Origin of the sequence: Bartonella sp. AP58NXGY (genome assembly GCF_042195785.1) — a bacterium.
Lineage (GTDB): Bacteria > Pseudomonadota > Alphaproteobacteria > Rhizobiales > Rhizobiaceae > Bartonella.
Genome location: NZ_JBHIOY010000183.1, coordinates 1 through 819, shown reverse-complemented (window position 1 = coordinate 819; position 819 = coordinate 1). Strand labels below are relative to the sequence as shown.

At 36.8% G+C, this 819-nt stretch carries 1 protein-coding gene; it reads left to right on the top strand.

The annotated features are described in order from the left end of the window. Positions 1 to 35 precede the first annotated feature (35 nt). Complete coding sequence (locus tag ACFINC_RS10330; RefSeq protein ID WP_375617153.1) at positions 36 to 752, top strand: enterotoxin A family protein; 717 nt, start codon at positions 36 to 38, stop codon at positions 750 to 752. Positions 753 to 819: the final 67 nt, after the last annotated feature.

The following is an 819-nucleotide window of genomic DNA, read 5'->3' as shown; positions in this document are numbered from 1 at the left end:
AAAGATGTTAATTTAAGTAATGAGATTAGAAAAAAATGTTTAAATTATTTATTACTATAATACTTATTGTGTTTTCACAGCATGTCTTTGCCGATGACAATGATAATAATAAAGTTTATCGAGCGGCTATGCAGTCTCCTGAAGAAGTAAAACGTGATGGCGGTTTCCTACCGCGAGGGATGGATGGAACACGGCCTAATCAACCTCCACCAGATATAAGTTTATGGAATCATGTACATGGAACTGCAACAGGAATGTCACGCTATAATTCTGGCTATGTATCTACAACAAGATACTACTCTATTGCAGCTAATTGGATATATGATTACCTTAATCATGATGGTTATATTTATCATATAAGAGTTACCCCTAATTTCATTGATGTTAATGCATCGTTAGGAAGATTTTCTCCATATGAACATGAGCGAGAAATCGCTGCATTGGGTGTAATTCACTGGGAACAAATTATTGGGTGGCAAAGATCGAGCGGGGGCGTTGTTGGTCCATTTGTTCGGAATCCAGATTACAGGGAGCAATTATATGCGGGCCTTACATCAGGAGGAGCTCAACCGCAGCTAGCCGCTTTCCCTGTTGAACATCAAGCTTGGAATCTAATGCCATGGGTTACATATGCTCACTGCCAGTTAAGATCATCCTGTTCCCCCATAAAATCAGCACAGATTTTTGGAACGGAATGGTTTTGGAAATCCTATTACGCTACACTTGCAATACCATTTATTTATCTTGATTAAAATAATATTACAAACGTATCGACTTATACCGTAAATTATATATTTTATAATAACACATAAATAAAAA